The sequence below is a fragment of the Nitrospirillum amazonense genome, assembly GCF_029594735.1.
GTDB lineage: Bacteria > Pseudomonadota > Alphaproteobacteria > Azospirillales > Azospirillaceae > Nitrospirillum > Nitrospirillum amazonense.
Genome location: NZ_JARPAF010000001.1, coordinates 1,335,913 through 1,353,978 on the forward strand (window position 1 = coordinate 1,335,913; position 18,066 = coordinate 1,353,978).

Below are 18,066 nucleotides of genomic sequence, written 5' to 3' on the forward strand. Positions count from 1 at the left end.
GTAGATTTCTTATACTGTCAATGGCGGTATTTGAATCGTTACGTGGGTACCACCCTCCGCTTCGCTCGCTACCACCAGACTGCCTTTTAGCCGCTGCGTCACCTGATTGAAGGCGACATGCAGCCCCAATCCCGGATGGCCGCTGCCACGGGCCGTGGTAAAAAAGGGCTCGAATACATGAGCAAGAACGTCGGCGGGAATGCCACAGCCATTGTCTGCGACTGTCAAGACCACGCTGCCAAAAGTATCCATCACCACGGAAACCATAACCTCGCCGCCCTGCCGGTCTGAAAAGGCATGGTCAATGGTATTCGCCAGAATGCGCGTCAAAGCATCCGTCAGCAGCTCCGGCACCGTGCGTATGCAAAGCCCATCCTCTATTTTAAGAGTCAGACCAATACCGCCCTTGTCGAAAGCGGGCCGAAATAGAGCGACCACATCCGTCAGCAAAATGGACAGATCGGTATCCAGGATGCGGCCGTCGCCCTCGGCAACGGCAACGGCGGAAAAACTTTTGACCAAGGTAGCGGTGCGGGCGGCATTGCGTTCCACGACCATCGCCAAGTCGCTCCATTCGGCAATACCTTGCTCAAGGGCGGCGCGAGTCAGCCTGCCCTGGCCCATTGCGGCCTTTAGATCTGCGACCCCGCCATGCAGACTTCCCGCGGCCGTCAATACGATGCCCAAGGGCGTGTTGATCTCATGCGCCACGCCGGCGACCAAGCGGCCGAGTGACGCCATCTTCTCCTGCTGGACGAGCTTGTCCTGAGTCGCCCGCAACTCAGCCAGCGTCGCTTCCAATTCATTATAGGAACATGCATTGGCTATGGCGATGGCTGCATAGGCGCATGCTGACCGCAGAACCTCGGCGGTCCGCTGGCCATAGGCATCGATGTCACGGCTTTGGGCGGTGATGAGCCCCAGCACGCGGCCGGAGACCACCAGCGGGCACCATATGGCGGCCTGGATCGGCCCACCAACCAACCCACCGGGGGTAATGGCCGCCGCCCATCGCTGCGCCTCCTCCCCCTGGATCAGGACCTCCTTCTCCTCGTTAAGGGCCCGGGCGGCTGGTTCGTTGATGACGGACAGGGCCCGAGGGGTAATGGAAATAGGGACGCCGTGCAGGATGAAGCGATCGAACAACAGCTCCCGGCCATCCCCTGACCGCCGGGCGATACCAAAGGCATCCATCGGGATGAGATCGGCCAAATGCTGGTGGAGCGCGTCGTGCACCTCGGCCAAGTCTAGAGTGGCCGTCAGCGCCCGGCCAGCATCACCCAATTGCCGCAAAGTTTCCGCCGAGTCAGCGAGATCGCTATTCGCCTGACGCAGTTCCGCCGTACGCGCCTCCACCTGTTGCTGCAGCAATTCGGAATTGATGCGCAGGCGCTGTTGATACCGGCCGATCAACCAAGCCAGTATCGCCACGCCAAGCATGACCGCCACCGCCGAGTACAGGAAGGTGCGCACCGTTTCAGCGGCTTGCCGGGTCGCCTCCTCCGCCTTGGACTGGGCGTCCTTACCGGTTTCCATGACGATCTGATTCAGATCGACCTGCATACGGCCGAACACGGCCCCAAAAGGCTCGATGAAACTTACCGTGCTGGCGAAATCTATGCTCAGCATGGAACCAACCCAGGCGACGGCACCTTTATAATCGGCCAAGCTGTGGAGGATTTCGTCCACGCGCGGCCGCTGGTCGGGCGTGGCGTACAGGTCGCGATAAGATTCCAGATCGGCGGCCAGAAGATCGACCTGCGCCGTGATCGCCCCCAATTCGACCGACACATCGATGGCTTGCCGCCCGGCCGACTTGACCGCCAGCAGCCGGTTGAAACGCGCGTTCACCGCCTGGACCCGTGTATTTATATCCGACAGCTTGATGCTGCTGGCTAGGTTCCGGTCGACAATCTGATCAATGGCGCCGGTCAGGCGGTAAAGGGTCCGTTCGCCGGTTCCAAAAAGGGCGACCATCAGGAACCCCGCCGCCAGAACTGGCAGAAGGATGCGCAGGGTCGCCCGGATGCGCGCGCCCTGTCGCAACTGTGCCAGGACGCCGGCGTCCCGCCGGCCCATATCGACGCTATCGCCCCGCACCAGTGCTCCCAATTCTGTCACCCGCCTGGCTTTTTGGAGACCGCTGCCACAGCCTTCATGGAGCTAAGGTCATAGCACCCGCACCAGTTGCGTCACAGAGTTATTTAACGACTGGCGATCGTCGCCACATTGCCCTGGGAGATTACCATGTTGGTGCCACCGCTCAGAAAATAAGCAGCCCACCCCAGCCGTGACCACGCGGGGCTGGCCCCAACCGCCCTCACAGCCGTGGGTGCCAATACTCCACCGGCGCCGACGCGAAGGTGCGCGCATCCACCGCACCGTCAATGCGCTTGTTCGCCAACGTGATCACCGTGCCGAACCACAGCGGCAACGCCGGCAAATCATCCGCATAAGCCTTTTGAACCTCCGTCAGCGCGTCGCGCCGGGGATCAACGGCACAGCCCGCCTGGGTCAAATGATCCAGGGCGTCATCCAGCGTCTTGATCCGCACGGCGAAATAGTTATTCCCCCGCTTGCCGTTGGCGGCGTTCGGGATCATCGTCGAATGGAACCAGAATCTGGCGGCTTCCAACCCCCCTTCCAAAGACTGGGAGAAACCGACAAGTCCGGAATACCGCTGGGTCGTATCCACGGCATCGCCAGACAGGGCGGCGTCTTCCACCAGGTCGACTTGCGCGCCAACGGCCTGCCAAGCCTCCGCGAGGCGCGGCGCCAATTGGGGCCAGGGATGGTTTCCCCTATATCGCAGCTCAAACCGTAGAGGCACGCCGGATATGTTATGGCGCATGCCGTCACGCCCCCTGACCCAACCAGCGACGTCGAGCAATTGGTTGGCCTTGGTGAGATTGAACGGATACCGGCTCACCGGAGCATATCCGGGCATGAAGGGACTTAACAGGCTTTGAGCGACGGTCCCCTTCCCCTCCAAAACCGAACTCACCAGGGCGTCGCGGTTCAGGCTGAATAACAAGGCCTTCCGGACCCGTAAGTCGGAAAGGATGGGGTTAGTGAAATTCACCTTCAGGTGGACCAGGAAATCGGACGGCGCGTAAAAAGCGTTGTAGGCATTGGCCAGATCCCGGGCCAGCCGGCTGCCGACATCAAAGGTAAGGGTAGTGAAAACATCCACCTTTCCAGCGCGGACGGCGGTTTCAAGGGCGGCCTGGTTGGCCGGAACCAGAAGGTCAACTTTTCCATAGGCGGGCTTTTGCCCCGGCCAGTAAATATTCTCCTCGAGATGCAAGGTTGTGCCGTCGGCGGCCACCACCCGATACGGACCACTATAAAGACCCGGGGTGCCTGGCTTCGTACGGTAAAGCGAGTTTGAGAAGTATTCCGCTGGGTTGGATTGCCAAATCGGCTTTTCCAAATGAGCCGGGAGCAATGGCGGCACTGAGAGCTGGTCGCTACAGGCGGAGCCCGTGTAAACGACGTCGAACCGCCGCTCATCGATCACCTGAATTGACTTCACGTTGATGATGCGCTGGTCAGAGTCCGCCAGGCCGCGGCCGGTGCTTGTTAAGACGTCCCAGGTAAATGCGACGTCAGCCGTCGTCATGGCGACACCGTCAGCCCATCGCACATCCGGGCGCATGATGTAGCGCGCGATCGTGATCCAGGTTCCATTCGAATCGCGCACCGTCCGCAAGGAACCATCGGCCACGGAGGGAACCGAGACGCAATAAACGCACGTCAGTCCACCCGGGCCGGCTTCCAGAAGTGGCCGGTTGACGAAGCGCTTCGCCATGACGTGGCCGAACTCGTCGCCTTGAAGCGGATGCAGGTCGACCGGCCAGCTGCCGATGACGGCGGTCGACACCACAGACTCCGCCTTGCCCGCCGCACGTGCTTGGTCGGACCATGCGGCCGAAGCCCCTATTGCCAAACAGACGATGACAAGGCCGGCGAACGCGTGGCGCGGCCACACTCGGGAAAAGCCGATATCAAACAACGAAGCGCCCCTGGTCTGCGGATAGGCGGAAGCCGAGGCACTATCATCCAACTCTCCACTCGATTGCAAAGGTCCATTAACGCACCATTGACATGGATCCTCTCGCCCCGCTGCGCCTGTCCTCGCACCCTCGGGGCGAAGGGGGATTCTGCCCGGATGCCATATTCCATCTACCCGTTCTGATTGTAGACTGGTAGCTTATCTGCCCAACTACAAACTCAACCGATGGGGGTAGTGATGCCGGACACCAGAATTGCGGACACCCAAGCGATCCTGACTGAAACCAAAGCGAAACAATCCAGCGGCAGCCTGGCCATTGTGGGCACGGGCATCCAGGCGCTGGGGCACCTGACCCGTGAAGCCGAGGGCCACATCCGCCACGCCGACGTCGTGTTCCATTGCATCCGCGATCCGCTGATGCTGGCGGACCTGCACGCCCTCAACCCCAACGTCATCGACCTCACCACGTTGTACGGCGCCGACAAGCGCCGCAGCCTGACCTATGTGCAGATGGCCGAGGTAATGGTGGCCGAGGTGCGGTCCGGCCGCCGCGTGACGGGCGTGTTCTACGGCCACCCCGGCTTCTACGTCGCCCCCGCCCGCCTGGCCCTGACCACCGCCAAGGCCGAGGGTTATGACACCTGCCTGCTGCCGGGCGTGTCGTCGCTGGACTACCTGTTCGCCGACCTGCGCGTGGACCCCAGCCAGTCCGGTTACCAAGCCATGGAGGCCACCGACTTCCTGCTGCGCAACCGGCCGCTGGTGACCAGCGGGCACGTCGTGCTGATGCAGGTGGGCCCGGTGGGCGACCTGTTCCGCCCGGTGACCGACAACCTGGAGCGCCGCGCCATCCTGTTCGAGCGCCTGATCGAGATCTATGGCGAGGACCACCCCTGCGTGGACTATGTCGGCGCCACCCGCCCGGGGCAGAAGCCCGTGCTGCGCCGCCTGAAGCTGGGCGCGTATCGCGACCCCGCCAACCTGAAGCGGCTGAGCAAGGCCAGCACTCTGTACATCCCACCCAAGGACAGCCTGGACAACGACATGGCCATGGCGGAGCGGCTGGGCATCAGCGCCATGGTGGGCAAGCCCCTGCCCGTGCCGGCAGAGGAATCCGCCCCCATCACGCTGGTGCCGTCCAGCCCGCCCGCCATGTCCCAGGCCTACTTCCAGGCCATGCAGCAGATCGCCCTGGACCCCGACGCGGCCCAGTCCTTCCGTGCCGATCCGGTGCGCTATGTCACCAGCTTCGGCGCGCTGAACGCCGATGAGCAGCGCTGGCTGGCCGCATTCGCCAGGCCGGCAACGCCGGTGAAGGTCGTCGCCGCCGTCGAAGAGGTTCAGGACCAAAACGTTTCGACCGAGGATGTCCAGGATCAGAACGTCTCCACGGAAGACGTCCAGGACCAGAACGTCTCCACCGAGGACGTCCAGGATCAGAATGTCTCTACGGAAGACGTCCAGGACCAGAATGTCTCCACCGAAGACGTCCAGGATCAGAACGTCTCCACCGAGGACGTCCAGGACCAGAATGTCTCCACCGAAGACGTCCAGGATCAGAACGTCTCCACCGAAGATGTCCAAGACCAGAACGTCTCCGTCGAGGACGTTCAGGATCAGAACGTTTCGGTCGAAGACGTGCAGGACCAAAACGTCTCTGCAGAATAAAAGCAGGTGAAATTACTGCGGGGTCTTGGCAGAAAGTCTGGGTACGGCATCGTATCTGGCCTGCTTGCCAAGGCCCCGTTTTACCGGGAGGCACATATCGCGACAGACTGATCGGTCATTACCCTGACGCCGCCGTTTGACGTATAAGATGAGCCTCATGCTGAATTTCGTTCAGGAAATTGGAAGATCGCTCAATAAAATCGGGCGCGCTGGCGTACTGATCGCCGTCTGTTTACCAATTCTCACGGCCGCACCGGCGCGTGCCGCCGAGATGTGGCGTAATTCGGTCATCGATCTGTTCACCCGGTACAACGAAGACAAAGGCAAAAGCATCGAATACATCACGGCCATTCAGCAGGACCGTGAGGGCTTTCTGTGGGTGGGCACTGCCGGCGACCTGGCGCGCTTCGACGGCTATCGTTTCAAATCCTATGGCGGTGGGGCCACCGGGCCCTATGGCCTGCCCGACAGCAACATCCGCACCCTGCACACCGACGTCCAAGGGCGGTTGTGGGTGGGCACCAGCGCCGCCGGCCTGGTGCGCTACGACGCCGCCACCGACCGGTTCGTGCGCGTGCCGCTGGATACGATGAGCCATATCGACGTCCGCAGCATCGAGGATGACGGGGCCGGCGGCCTGTGGGTGGGAACCGAGGGCGGGCTTGACCACCTGGCCGCCAACCAGGAACCGGCCACGCACCTGCACGGCGCCGACAATCCGGCGGGCGGCGTGGTGGGCGACAAGATCCAGGCGCTGAAGCGCGACCATCTGGGATATCTGTGGGTGGGAACGGCTAACGGCCTGGCCTATCTGCCGCCGGGGCAGACGGAATTTCGCAGCCTAACCCTGCCGCGGTCCGCGGCCATGGATGGCGTCACCACCCTGTACGAAGACGGCCATGGCCGCCTGTGGCTGGGCACCAGCCGCCACGGCGTGCTGCTGCTGCAGCTGGATAATACGGGCGTGCCGCAGTTCCAGGCCGTGCCGGCATCCTTCGCGGGCGTGGCCGGCGACTGGGTCAAGGCCATCCTTGAGGTGCAGCCCGACGTCTTCTGGATCGGCACCATGGGCGACGGGCTGCTGGAGGTGGACCTGGCCAGCGGCGCTGCAAAGGCCATCAAACGCAACCGCACGGTTCCGGACAGCCTGCTGAACGACAATATCCTGTCGCTGTACAAGGACAAGGCGGGCCTGGTCTGGGTGGGGACCTATCCCGGCCTGTGCCGCTTCGACCCCTCCGCGCAAGCTTTCCGCTTCCTCACCCCCATCTCCTCCAACCCCCAGACGGAAGACCGCAGCGCCCATTCGCTGATGGTCACCCCGGATGGCAAGCTGTGGCTGGGTCGCGGCCGGGGCGGCGTCGATGTCCTGGACGCTTCGGGGCAGCTGGTTTCCCACCTGGCCTCCGACCCCGGCAATCCCGAACACGCCCTGCCGGCGAAGGTGGCCCGATCCTTCGCGGTTCAGCAGAACGGTACGGTGTGGATCGGCACCCGCGACGGCCTGTACCGCACCGACCTCAGCGCCGGGGCCGTGCATCTGACCCGGGTGCCGGGGCTGGATGCCGCCCTGAACATCTCCAGCCTGCAATGGGATGGGACACACCTCTGGATCGGCGATTCCAACGTCGGCGTCTGGGCCTACAATCCCGCCACGGGAAGCGCGCACCCGCTGGGCCAGGGTACCGGCGGCCTGCAGGATCAGCGCATCACGGTGCTGCAACTGGCGGATGACCACGGCCTGTGGATTGGCACTTACAGCGGCCTGTACCTGGCCGGCATCGACAGCGGCACGGTTCAGAAGATCGACCTGGACAGCGGCAACCCCACCACCTTGACCAGCCACAACATCGCGTCGCTGGCCACCGACCGCCAGGGCCGGCTATGGGCCACCATCTACGGCCAGGGTGTCGCCATGATCGGCAAGCCGGACGCCAACGGCCGGCGGCCGGTGAAGTTCCTGGCCAGCGATGTGGAGCCCTTGCTGGCCACCGCCAACGCCGTGGCACAGGACGAGGACGGCTTCATCTGGGTGTCCACCGATACCGGAGTCGTGCGTATCGATCCCATCACCATGGCCATCCGCCCCTTCCAGCGGTCGGACGGCGTTTGGCTGACCACCCACTGGTCCACGTCCGTCGCCAAGGGCCCCAACGGTGAAATCCTGTTCGGGGCGGAGGACGGCGTCACCCTGATCCACCCGCGCATGCTGGCGGACTGGACCTACGTGCCACCGGTGGTGGTGACCCAGGCCTATATCGGCCGGCGGCAGATTCCAGGGTCGCAGGTGGCCCACGCCACCACGCCCCTGACCATCCATCCGGATGACCACGGCTTCCGCCTGGAGGTCGCCTCGCTGGATTTCTCCGCCCCGGAACGCAACCGCTATGCCTACAAGCTGGAAGGGTCGGATCGGGACTGGCTGGAGATCGACGGCAACTGGCGGCAGATCGCCTACACCAACCTGCCGCCCGGCAATTACACCCTGCGCGTGCGGGGCAGCAACCGCAGCGGCCAATGGTCGACGGCGGAGCTGACGGTGCCGCTGGCCGTCTTGCCCGCCTGGTACCAGACTTGGTGGGCACAGATGCTGGGCATCGTCGCCCTGGCCGGGGCCGTCGGCCTGCTGGTGCGGGGCCGCACCGCCATTCTGCGCCGCCGCCAGCAGGAGCTGGAGGCCGTGGTCGCGCAGCGCACGGTGGAACTGACGGAAGCCAACGCCGCCCTGACCCAGTCCGCCGCCATCCTGCGCCGCCTGGGTGACGCCGGGCAGGACATCACCGCCACCCTGATCCTGGACGCGGTGCTGAGCACGCTGAAGCGCTATGTGGGTGAGCTGCTGACCGGCCACCGCCTGGTGCTGTACCGACTGCAGGGGTCGTACCTGGAACCCGCCACCGCCGACGGCAGCGCCGTCGAGCCGGTCTACCTGGAGGATCCACTGTCCCTGCCCGCCCGCGCGGCGCAAAGCCGGCAGGAACTGACGGAGACGGTGGAAGACGGCGTGGCGCTGGCCTATCCGCTGGTGGTGGAAAACCGGGTGCTGGGCGTGCTGGTGGTGGTCGCCGACCATGCCTATGGCGACCGGGAACAGATGATCTTCCGCACGCTGTGCGCCTATAGCGCCATCGCCCTGGAAAACGCGGAATCCTACCGCCGTGCCGAAACCGCCTGGATGGAAACGGCCCAGGCGCTGGCAGATCTGCGCACCACCCAGTCCAAGCTGATCCAGCAGGAAAAGATGGCCTCGCTGGGCCGCCTGGTGGCCGGCGTGGCGCATGAGGTCAACACGCCCCTGGGCGTGGTGCTGACCGCCGCGGGCAGCCTGCGCGGCAGCCTGGAGGACGTGCGCGACAACATCGCCCAGGGCAAGCTGACCCGCAACGCCCTGGAAACCGGGCTGGAGGAATGGTCCGACCTGGCCGACCTGGTGGAACGCAACACCAAGCGCACGGCGGCCCTGGTGAAGAGCTTCACCGCCATCGCGGCGGAGGACGGCGAAAGCAAGGTGACGGAGGTCGACCTGTCCACCCTGCTTCCCGATGTGGCCAATGTGGCGCGGACAGCCCTGGCCCAAGGCGCCATAGAGCTGACGGTGGACGTGCCCTATGGCCTGGTCGTGCCCACGGTGCCGGAATCGCTGGTCAACGCCCTGACGCACATCCTGGCCAACACCGCCGACCATGCCTTCGACCCGGGTGCCCACGGCCATGTGACGGTCACGGCCTCGGCCGAGGGCGGTGTGGTGCTGATTTCCGTGACCGACAACGGGCGGGGCATTTCCGCCGAGGTACTGCCCCACATCCTGGACCCGTTCTTCACCACCGCCCGGGGTCGCGGCCATCCCGGCCTGGGCCTGCACGTGGCCTACAACCACGTGACCCAGCGGCTGAAGGGCAACCTGACGGTCGACAGCGTGCTGGGACAGGGCACCACCGTGACATTGGTCATCCCGTCGATGATCGGCGCCAGCCTGAGCGCCACCGCGGCCGACCGGCTGCGCGCCTTTCGTGCCTGATCCCTGACACCCGGATTCCGCGTCCGCCACCGTCCCGGCGGCCTTCATTTGCGACGTCGCAAATGCGGACGCCCGCCGCGTGCGGTCTATTGCGCTCATAATAGTTATTCTATATAAGTTAATAACCGGCCGCGAACCGGCCCTTTAAAGAAATGCAGTTGAGGAGGCCCTGAGGCCCATGCCCCAGTCCAAATATGCGGATCGTTGGAAGACCGTCCTAGTCGATGTCGTGGACGGTATCGCCTGGGTCACCCTCAACCGGCCGGACAAGCGCAACGCCATGAGCCCGACCCTGAACCGGGACATGGTCGATGTGCTGGAAACGCTGGAACTGGATGCGGACGCCCAGGTGGTGGTCCTGACCGGCGCCGGCGACGCCTGGACGGCGGGCATGGACCTGAAGGAATATTTTCGCGAGACCGACGCCGGCCCGGAAATCCTGCAGGAAAAGGTGCGCCGCGACGCGTCCACCTGGCAATGGCGGCTGTTGCGCTTCTATGCCAAGCCCACCATCGCCATGGTCAACGGTTGGTGCTTCGGCGGCGCCTTCTCTCCCTTGGTGGCTTGTGATCTGGCCATCTGCGCCGATGAGGCGGTGTTCGGTCTGTCGGAGATCAACTGGGGCATCCCACCGGGCAACCTGGTCAGCAAGGCCCTGGCCGACACCATTGGCCACCGCGCCGCCCTGCACCTGATCATGACGGGCGAGACGTTCACCGGCCAGGAGGCCGCCCGGATGGGCCTGGTGAACAAGAGCGTGCCGCGCGACCAGTTGCGGGAAGAGGTCACCAAGCTGGCCCGGGTCCTGTTGGCCAAGAACCCGGTGGTGCTGCGCGCCGCCAAGAACGGCTTCAAGCGCTGCCGCGAACTGACGTGGGAGCAGAATGAGGACTACCTGTACGCCAAGCTGGACCAGGCCCAGCTGCGCGACCCGGAAAAGGGCCGGGAGCAGGGCCTGAAGCAATTCCTGGACGACAAGAGCATCAAGCCCGGTCTGCAGACCTACAAGCGCGGCTCTTGAGAGGCGGGGGCTTAAACGCCCCCAGGCGGTAAGGATAAGCGCCGCCGCCCAGTTCCCGGGACGCTATCCTTACGTCTTGGGGGACAGCGCTGGCGGCCTGTGACAACGATAAAACCCCAGGGAGGGTCCCGATGACGACCACCACCATCGGCCTGCTGATCGGCGGACGCGACGTGCCCGCCGCCGGCGGCGCCACCTTCACCCGTGCCAACCCGGTCAGCGGCAAGGTCGTGACCACCGCCGCGGCGGCAACCGCGGCCGATGCCGACGCCGCCGTGGCCGCGGCGCAGTCCGCCTTCCCCGCCTGGGCGGCGCTCAGCCCTGGGGAGCGGCGCCAACGCCTGCTGAAGGCGGCCGACCTGATGGACGCCCGCACGGCGGATTTCATCGCCATCGGCGCCGCGGAAATCGGCGGCATGCCCAACTGGTACGGCTTCAACGCCATGCTGGCCGCCAACATGCTGCGCGAGGCGGCGGCCATGACCACCCAGATCAATGGCGAGGTCATCCCCAGCAACGTGCCTGGCAGCCTGGCCATGGCCCTGCGCCAGCCCTGCGGCGTGGTGCTGGGCATCGCCCCCTGGAACGCCCCCGTCATCCTGGGGACGCGCGCCATCGCCACGCCGCTGGCCTGTGGCAACACCGTGGTGCTGAAGGCCAGCGAGCAGTGCCCCGCCACCCATCGCCTGATCGGCCAGATCCTGACCGAGGCCGGCCTGGGCGATGGCGTCGTCAACGTCATCACCAACGCCCCCGCCGACGCGCCGGCCATCGTGGAGCGCTTGATCGCCAATCCGGCCGTGCGGCGGGTGAATTTCACCGGCTCCACCGGCGTGGGCCGTATCGTCGCCCAACTGGCGGCCACGCATCTGAAACCCGCCCTGCTGGAGCTGGGTGGCAAGGCGCCGCTGCTGGTGCTCCACGATGCCGACCTGGACGCGGCCGTTGCCGCCGCCGCCTTCGGCGGTTTCTTCAACCAAGGCCAGATCTGCATGTCGACGGAGCGGCTGGTGGTGGACTCCCGCGTCGCCGACGCCTTCGTGGACAAGCTGGCGGCCAAGGCCCGTACCCTGACCGCCGGCGACCCGTCCGCCCCTGGTTCCATCCTGGGCGCTCTGGTGAACGCCCAGGCCGGACAGCGCATCAAGGCGCTGCTGGACGATGCCGCGGCCAAGGGGGCCCACATCGCCGCCGGCGGAACGGTCGATGGCGCCATCATGCAGGCCACCGTGGTGGACGGCGTGACGCATGAGATGAAGCTCTATGCCGAGGAATCCTTCGGACCCGTGGTCGCGGTCATGCGCGTCGATGGCGACGAGGAGGCCATCCGCGTGGCCAACGACAGCGAGTACGGCCTGTCGGCCGCCGTGTTCAGCCGCGACGTCGCCCGCGCCCTGACGGTGGCGCAGCGCATCGAGTCCGGCATCTGCCACATCAACGGCCCCACCGTGCATGATGAGGCGCAGATGCCCTTTGGCGGCGTGAAAAGCAGCGGCTACGGCCGCTTCGGCGGCAAATGGGGCGTAGCCGAGTTTACGGAGCTGCGCTGGGTCACCATCCAGACCGGCCCCCGCCATTACCCGATCTGAGGCTCTCGAAAGCCGGCCATCCTTACCGTTTGGGGGATGGCTGGTCCCTTCCCGGCCGGAGTGCCGCGCGGTATCGCTCGACAAGCGGTGGTTCCCCTGGACGATCAGGACAATTACCGGGATACTTCCACCAACGCTATTGGCCCCGCCGCCCCGGCTGATATAAGGGCCTGAACCGATCATCCACCCTACCCTTTCACGCCGCTCCGCTTTTTTTTGAGACCGCTCCCATGCCGGCCCTGAAGAACACCACGCCCGCGACCGATGTGCTGACAGCTGAGGAAAGCCCCGACGAGTCCCTGCCCGCCACGGCCAAGGCGGAAACGGCGCTGGACTGTTCAAAGCTGGAGCGATTCGTCGGCTTCAACCTGTCGCGGGCGGAAACACTGGTGCGGCGCCTGGTGCTGGAGCATCTCGCCCCTTGCCAACTGACCTTGGCGGAATTCTCGCTCCTGAGCCTGGTGAGCGTGAACAAGGGCGTGAACCAGCGCCAGGCGGGTGAGGTTTTGGAAATCGCCCCGCCCAACATGGCCCACTTGGTCGACCGCCTGGCCAACCGGGGCCTGCTGAAGCGCGTGCGCGGCCGGCAGGACCGGCGGGTGCAGATGCTGAGCTTGTCGGACGCCGGACTTGAACTGTTGGTCCAGGCTGAAGGCCTGGTGGAAGAGCAGGAGGCCAAGGTGTCCGCCGTGCTGACGGCCGACGAGCAGACCCAGCTGCTGACCCTGCTGAACAAAATCCGCACTCTGTAAAGGCATGCCCGACTCGGCCGATCACGAAAATTAACTGCATCTTAGCTTTCTTCCTGGTCGCCAATAGCCAGCGAATCGGATAGCCGCGCGCGATTCAATATCCTTCGCGCCCCAGGTGGGCGACAGCACTGCGCGGCAAACCGTTGACAGGGGCCGTCGGCATCCGTCATAGCTGATTCTGGCAATGGATTTCTGCCTGGCCGTCTCCTGGCCGAACCGCCCCGTCCGGGGCTGATGATTCCTACCTTCGGTGTTTCGCCACCTGATGGTTGGAGTCCGTCCGCAGTGTCCGCGCCCTATCCTTACTTCATCAGTTCCGGGTTCCCCTCATGATCCCCCGTCGCCTGTTGGCCTCGTGGGCCGCGCAGACGCGCGCCCTGTTGAAATGGCTATGCCTGACAGCCCCTGTCGCCGCTCTGATCGGCAGCGCCTGCGCCCTGTTCCTGTGGGGCCTGGACCGGGCCACACAGGCCCGCTTCGATCACCCCGCCCTGCTTTACGCTCTGCCCCTGGCCGGCATCGCCATCGTCTGGGTCTATAGCCGTTTCGGCGGGCGGGCCGACGGCGGCAACAACCTGATCGTGGACCAGATCCACGAACCCGGCGCCGGCGTACCGTTGCGCATGGCGCCGCTGATCCTGGCCGCCACCGTCGTCACCCACCTCTTCGGCGGCTCAGCGGGCCGCGAGGGAACGGCGGTGCAACTGGGTGGCAGCCTGGCCAGCGGCTTCACCCGTCTGGTGAAACTGCCCCCGGTCGATACCCGACTGGTGTTGATGGCCGGCGTGGCCGCCGGATTTGGCGCGGTGTTTGGCACGCCCATCGCTGGCGCCATCTTCGCGCTGGAGGTGCTGAGCCTGGGTCAGGTGCGCTATGAGGCGCTCCTGCCCTGCCTGATCGCGGCCTTGGTTGGCGACTGGACCTGCCAGGCCTGGGGCATCGAGCATACCGCCTACATCATCGCCACCGGCGACGGCGGTTTTCACCTGCAAGGCTGGCTGCTGGCCAAGGTGACCCTGGCGGCGGTGATCTTCGGCCTGGGCGGCCTGGTCTTTTCCGAGCTCTCGCACAGCGCGGCGGCGCTGGTGCGCCGCCTCTGTCCCCAGCCCTTGCTGCGGCCAGTCCTGGGTGGCCTGCTGCTGATCGCCTTCGTCCACATCCTGGGCACGCGCGACTATCTGGGTTTGGGCGTCTGGTCGGCCGATCCAGCCGCGATCACCCTGCCCGGCCTATTCCAGGCCGCACCCTATCACCCGTTCAGCTGGCTGTGGAAGGCGCTGTTCACCATCACCACGCTGGCCACAGGCTTCAAGGGTGGCGAGGTCACGCCGCTGTTCTTCATCGGTGCCGCCCTGGGCCATGCCCTGGCTGGCGTAATGGGTGCCCCGACGGACCTGCTCGCCGGCTTGGGCTTCGTGGGGTTGTTCGCCGCAGCGGCCAACACCCCCTTGGCCTGCACCCTGATGGGGATAGAGCTGTTCGGCGCCGCGCACACCCCTTACATCGCGGTTGCCTGCTTCGTCGCCTATGCCTTCAGTGGGCATTCCGGCATCTATCTGTCACAGCGCATCGACGTGCCCAAGGGTCGGCTGTCACCGTCCTTACCTCTTGGGGGTACATTGCGGCAGGCGCGCGATCTGCCGCCAGCCCCCCTTACCCTGCATCGTCATATCCGTGTGCTGCTGAAGCGCCGATTGCGACGTCGCAATTAGCGGAGGATTTCGTCCAGCCGCTGGCGCAGCTTCTCCAGCCGCTCCCTGTCCTTGGCCGCCAGACCGTTGGGGCCGGCCGACACCTGCGCCAGGTCCCGCTCCATGCGCGTGATCAGGCGACCGGCAAGCGGTGGCACCTTGGGTGCCGGCACCGCCGACTCGGCCGGCTTGTTGGCGGCGCGCAAAGCCTTGATGGTGGCGCCACCCTTTATCAACCCCCACAGGCGATGGCGGGCGGCATCATCCTCGGCGTCGGCCAGGATGAACAGGTGGCTCTTGCTCACCTGGTCCCGATACGCGGGATATTCCGCCAGAATGCTGTCCGGCAGGCGCACCAGGGCCAACAGGCGCGAGACTTCGGACTTGCTGAGTCCCACGGCGCCGGCCAGCTGGTCCTGGGTGTATCGATGGGTCTCTCCCAGGCGGCTCAGGCCCCAGGCCACCTCCAGCGTGTCTAGATCCTGGCGCTGCAGGTTCTCGATCAAAGCGATCTCATCCAGCCCACCCTGGGTCACGATGGCGAAGATCGTAGCCTTGCCCAGCAGGCGGTGGGCGCGCCAGCGGCGTTCACCGGCGGCGATCAGGTAGCCGCCCTCCGCCCGCTTGCGCACGACGATGGGCTGGATCAGACCCTGGGCGCCGATGCTGTCGGCCAGCTCGCGCAGGGCCGTCTCGTCGAAATGGCGGCGCGGCTGATCCGGGTTGGGGAACACCTGGTCCAGGTCCAGTTCCACCAGCTCTGGAAAATCCTCCGACGTGCCATACAGCTTGTTCAGCGGCTTGGCCGTGGCCGGCAACAGGCTGGCCGCCGTCGCCGCCAGGGCGGGATTGCTGCGGGCCAGTTTACGCGACATGGGCGACGTCCTCTCCATCCGCCTCAAGCAGGGCTTGGGCAACCTCGCGGAAAGGTGCCACGGTTGCAGGGTCCGATGCCACATCGATGGTGGGCTGCCCGGCTGCCACGGACTGGGGGAAGATGGTGGCGCGCGGCACGGGGGTGAAGATGCGGATGGCGCCGCCGAACCGCGCTTCCAGGTCGGCCAGGGTGGCGCGGTCCTGGGTATGGCGGGCGGTGAACATGGTGGGCAGGATGCCGATGACGCTGAGGTCGGGGTTGCCGCGCCGGCGCACCTTGCTGATGGTGTCCAGCAGCAGGGGCACGCCCATGAGGGCCAGCATCTCCGTCTGTACGGGAATCAACACGCCGTCTGCCGCCGCCAGGGCGTTCAGGGTCAGCATGCCCAGGTGGGGCGGGCAGTCGATCAGGATGTAGTCATAGGCCCGGCGGACCATGGCCAACCGCTCCCGCAGCACCAGTGTGCCCATGGGCTCGGCGATCAGTTCCGTCTCCGCTGCCGATAGCAGGATGGTGCTGGGCAGCAGGTGGAAGCGGCCGTCGCACACCGGCACGGCCGCCTGGCCCGTCGCCTGATCCTTCAGCATGACGTGATAGGTGGTCTTGCCCGCTTCCGACATGTCGGCCTGGCTGATGCCCAGGTGCACCGTGGCACTGGCCTGCGGGTCGGCATCCACCAACAGCACCCGCTGGCCCAAGGCCGCCAGGGCGGCGCAGATGTTGACCGAGGCGCTGGTCTTGCCCACGCCGCCCTTTTGGTTGGACAGGGCGATGATGGCGGCCGTCTGGCGGGCGCGGCGGCGCGGGGTCAGCAGGTCGATGACCGCCTGGGGAATCTTCTCCCCGCCGGTTTCCCAGCGGCTGATGCGGCCCTTGTCGTACTTGCGGCCCAGGCTGGCGTTCAGCCAGTCGGCGAAGGTCTGCTGGGTTTCACCACGCGCTTCCCGCGCGATCCGCAATGCGGCGCCATCCATGGCCGTCCCTTCCGTTTTAAGCCCCAAGATGTTGGCATCAGAATAGTGGCGCCGAATTGGCGGCGTCAACAAGTCCCGTTGTGTTACGTCAACATCACGCAGCTGGTTGCGACGTCGCAACCGTTAGCGCAGGCGTCATCCTTACGCCGAGGGGGCGGGGTCGGCGGCCCTACCCTTACGGCGTGGGGGTGCGACGATCTCCACCCCGGTGATGGACCCGGAGGTCAGCGAGACCAGGACGCTGCGGATGCTGGGCTCGTGATTCATGCGGGCCGTCTGCGCCGTGGCGGGATGGCCCGCCACCAGCACCAGCCGGCGTTCGCCCCGTGCCGTCTCCTCGATGCGCTCAACCTCCAGGTCGCGCAGCAGGGGGGCGGGAACGTTCTTGGCCAACAAGGCGTGGCGGGCGGCGGCCCACAGGGCGTTGGCATCGTCGGCGTCGGGCAAGGGCGTGGCCTCGACCACCGCCGGCTCCAGCTTCTCCACCTTGCCGATGCGCCGTGCCCGCCGGCCCACACTGTGCCGTTCCCGTTCCAGGAAGGTGTCGGCGACCTCGTCCTCATCCTTGGCGAAGAAGTCCAGCGTGACCTCCTCCACCTTGCGGCCCCGGCGCACCATCTTGGCCTCCGGCATTTCCACGCGGAAGGGCGCCAGCTGGTTCACCTCGGCGATGGCGCGATCGATGGTGCGGGTGCGCAGAATGCCGAAGTCCTTGTATGCCCCCTCCGGCACGTTCAGCAGGCGGCGCAACGTGTCGATGTCCAGCGCCAGCGAGGGGAAGTCCATCTGGTAACGCTGCATGCCAATCTCGTAGAGCTTCAGCGCGTAGGTGCTGGTGACCTTCACCATGGCCGGGCCCGACAGCCGCGCCCACAGCTTGGAGGCGCGCTGCAGTTCCAGAAAGGCGTCGGTGAACTGGAAGTGGATGTCGGCGCTGTCGCTCTCGATCTCCTCCTCCGGGCGGACATAGCTGCTGAGGATGCGCAGCTCGGCACGCGACCGGCGGCCGCGGAAGGGGCCGATGACCACCAGGCTGGACTCGTAGATCTCCTTCACCGCGTCGAAGATGCGCTCATTGCCCTTGTGATTGCCGCGCACGACCTTCTTGGGCAGGCGGTAGAGCTTGTTGGCGAAGTTCTGGCTGCCGGCCAGGTGGATCATGAAGTTCAGCATCTTCTGCGCCGGCAGGGACAGGCGTGACCCGTTGGCGGGATAGGAATAGACCGCCTCCGCCGCCTTGATCAGGTGCTTGTAGCCATCCCGCTCGAACGTCGCTGCCGCCACCTTGGCCGTCAGGCCCAGCGCGTTCTCCTCCGCCAGCGCCGGCACGGAGGTGTCCATACCGCCGTCCATGTCGATGACGATGCCCGGTCCCGCCACGTCCTGTGGCCGATAGGGCATGAGGGCATCCCTGGTCGCGGCCATTGGGGGCGATACCAAACGATCAGCCGCAGGCCCCGT

The 18,066-nt window shown here is 65.5% G+C and carries 11 protein-coding genes and 1 riboswitch; of the genes, 6 read left to right on the forward strand and 5 right to left on the reverse strand.

The window, feature by feature from the left end; genetic code table 11:
- Positions 1–9: 9 nt before the first annotated feature.
- Both P5F91_RS05395 and P5F91_RS05400 read right to left on the reverse strand, forming a co-directional pair.
- The gene (locus P5F91_RS05395) at positions 10–2,112 is read right to left on the reverse strand and encodes an ATP-binding protein (protein WP_145612963.1); all 2,103 of its coding nucleotides are present in this window, start codon (positions 2,110–2,112) and stop codon (positions 10–12) included.
- Between the two features lie 208 nt (positions 2,113–2,320).
- Positions 2,321–4,015 carry an ABC transporter substrate-binding protein gene (locus tag P5F91_RS05400; RefSeq protein WP_186454937.1) on the reverse strand — a complete coding sequence of 565 codons (1,695 nt, stop codon included), beginning with the start codon at positions 4,013–4,015 and terminating at the stop codon, positions 2,321–2,323.
- A 237-nt stretch (positions 4,016–4,252) separates the two neighbouring features.
- Here P5F91_RS05400 and P5F91_RS05405 point away from each other — a divergent pair, with 237 nt between their 5' ends.
- From P5F91_RS05405 to P5F91_RS05430, 6 genes are all read left to right on the forward strand, one after another.
- Positions 4,253–5,683, forward strand: coding sequence for an SAM-dependent methyltransferase (locus P5F91_RS05405; RefSeq protein WP_277906731.1), 1,431 nt, complete (start codon positions 4,253–4,255; stop codon positions 5,681–5,683).
- Positions 5,684–5,954: 271 nt separating this feature from the next.
- The gene (locus P5F91_RS05410; RefSeq protein WP_277906732.1) at positions 5,955–9,701 is read left to right on the forward strand and encodes a two-component regulator propeller domain-containing protein; all 3,747 of its coding nucleotides are present in this window, start codon (positions 5,955–5,957) and stop codon (positions 9,699–9,701) included.
- 178 nt (positions 9,702–9,879) lie between these two features.
- A complete protein-coding gene (locus P5F91_RS05415; RefSeq protein WP_145612967.1) occupies positions 9,880–10,722 on the forward strand; it encodes a p-hydroxycinnamoyl CoA hydratase/lyase in 843 nt (280 codons plus the stop codon).
- A 131-nt stretch (positions 10,723–10,853) separates the two neighbouring features.
- Positions 10,854–12,311, forward strand: a complete 1,458-nt coding sequence (locus tag P5F91_RS05420; RefSeq protein ID WP_145612968.1) for an aldehyde dehydrogenase — start codon at positions 10,854–10,856, stop codon at positions 12,309–12,311.
- A gap of 230 nt (positions 12,312–12,541) precedes the next feature.
- Complete coding sequence (locus P5F91_RS05425; RefSeq protein ID WP_145612969.1) at positions 12,542–13,063, forward strand: MarR family winged helix-turn-helix transcriptional regulator; 522 nt, start codon at positions 12,542–12,544, stop codon at positions 13,061–13,063.
- Between the two features lie 171 nt (positions 13,064–13,234).
- Positions 13,235–13,314, forward strand: a riboswitch (Fluoride riboswitch).
- 78 nt (positions 13,315–13,392) lie between these two features.
- Positions 13,393–14,775, forward strand: a complete 1,383-nt coding sequence (locus tag P5F91_RS05430; protein WP_145612970.1) for a voltage-gated chloride channel family protein — start codon at positions 13,393–13,395, stop codon at positions 14,773–14,775.
- Here P5F91_RS05430 and P5F91_RS05435 read toward each other — a convergent pair.
- From P5F91_RS05435 to P5F91_RS05445, 3 genes are all read right to left on the reverse strand, one after another.
- Positions 14,772–15,629, reverse strand: a complete 858-nt coding sequence (locus tag P5F91_RS05435) for a ParB/RepB/Spo0J family partition protein (protein WP_186454940.1) — start codon at positions 15,627–15,629, stop codon at positions 14,772–14,774. The two genes, P5F91_RS05430 and P5F91_RS05435, sit on opposite strands and share 4 nt — an antisense overlap.
- Positions 15,619–16,605: an AAA family ATPase gene (locus P5F91_RS05440; protein WP_277906733.1), complete on the reverse strand. Its 987-nt coding sequence runs from the start codon at positions 16,603–16,605 to the stop codon at positions 15,619–15,621. Before P5F91_RS05440 ends, P5F91_RS05435 begins: the two co-directional genes overlap by 11 nt.
- 141 nt (positions 16,606–16,746) lie before the next feature.
- On the reverse strand, positions 16,747–18,006 hold the full coding sequence (locus P5F91_RS05445) for a replication initiation protein (RefSeq protein ID WP_246134547.1): 1,260 nt from the start codon (positions 18,004–18,006) through the stop codon (positions 16,747–16,749).
- Between the last annotated feature and the right edge of the window lie 60 nt (positions 18,007–18,066).

Coding starts and splice junctions, on each gene's coding strand:
- P5F91_RS05405 (WP_277906731.1), top strand. CDS start 4,253: ATGCCGGACACCAGAATTGCGGACACCCAAGCGATCCTGACTGAAACC.
- P5F91_RS05410 (WP_277906732.1), top strand. CDS start 5,955: ATGTGGCGTAATTCGGTCATCGATCTGTTCACCCGGTACAACGAAGAC.
- P5F91_RS05415 (WP_145612967.1), top strand. CDS start 9,880: ATGCCCCAGTCCAAATATGCGGATCGTTGGAAGACCGTCCTAGTCGAT.
- P5F91_RS05420 (WP_145612968.1), top strand. CDS start 10,854: ATGACGACCACCACCATCGGCCTGCTGATCGGCGGACGCGACGTGCCC.
- P5F91_RS05425 (WP_145612969.1), top strand. CDS start 12,542: ATGCCGGCCCTGAAGAACACCACGCCCGCGACCGATGTGCTGACAGCT.
- P5F91_RS05430 (WP_145612970.1), top strand. CDS start 13,393: ATGATCCCCCGTCGCCTGTTGGCCTCGTGGGCCGCGCAGACGCGCGCC.
- P5F91_RS05435 (WP_186454940.1), bottom strand. CDS start 15,629: ATGTCGCGTAAACTGGCCCGCAGCAATCCCGCCCTGGCGGCGACGGCG.
- P5F91_RS05440 (WP_277906733.1), bottom strand. CDS start 16,605: ATGGATGGCGCCGCATTGCGGATCGCGCGGGAAGCGCGTGGTGAAACC.
- P5F91_RS05445 (WP_246134547.1), bottom strand. CDS start 18,006: ATGCCCTATCGGCCACAGGACGTGGCGGGACCGGGCATCGTCATCGAC.